This window comes from Streptomyces turgidiscabies Car8 (assembly GCF_000331005.1).
GTDB lineage: Bacteria > Actinomycetota > Actinomycetes > Streptomycetales > Streptomycetaceae > Streptomyces > Streptomyces turgidiscabies.
Genome location: NZ_AEJB01000502.1, coordinates 1 through 630, shown reverse-complemented (window position 1 = coordinate 630; position 630 = coordinate 1). Strand labels below are relative to the sequence as shown.

Below are 630 nucleotides of genomic sequence, written 5' to 3'. Positions count from 1 at the left end.
CGAGGCCTACGCCCGCGCCGCCGGGGCGACCCTGGCCGCGAGCGGCGCGTCGATCCTGGCGGTCGACGACGGGCCGCAGCAGCTGGAGGGCGAGTGGCACGGTGACCGGACCATCGTCCTGGAGTTCGAGTCGGTGGAGGCGGCCCGCGCCTGGTACGACTCCGCCGAGTACGAGAAGGCGAAGCCGCTGCGGCACGCGGCGGCCGACTCCAACATGGTGATCGTCGCGGGCTTCGAGCCGCCCGCCGGGAACGGCTGAGGCCTGTCCGTCACCCGGGGCGCACCCTCGTCACAGGTCAACGCCCGCCTTCCCGACGGGCGTTGACCTGTGACGTGGTCCCTGCGGGAAATGGCCGGCATCCGACAGTGGCCGCGGGGACCACTTGTGTGGTGTGGTGACCGTACTGCCACATCGGTGTGTCAGTGGCGGAGAGGGTGACGCGTGGAGACGACGACCCGGCGTGAGGAAATCCTGGCTGCCGCCCTGGAAGTGTTCGCCGAGCGCGGCTACAGACGGGCCTCGATCGACGCGGTCGCCGAGCGCGCGGGACTGACCCGGCAGGGCGTCCTGCACTACTTCCCCAGCAAGAAGCGCCTTCTGCACGCGCTGCTCCAGCGCCGGGAGGACCT

At 71.4% G+C, this 630-nt stretch carries 2 protein-coding genes; both read left to right on the top strand.

From position 1 onward, the window contains the following. Nucleotides 1-259, top strand: a 259-nt coding sequence (locus STRTUCAR8_RS35995; protein WP_044473487.1) for a DUF1330 domain-containing protein, incomplete at its 5' end; no start/stop codon positions are given. 183 nt (nucleotides 260-442) lie between these two features. Continuing rightward, nucleotides 443-630, top strand: a 188-nt coding sequence (locus tag STRTUCAR8_RS35990; RefSeq protein ID WP_044473486.1) for a helix-turn-helix domain-containing protein, incomplete at its 3' end; no start/stop codon positions are given.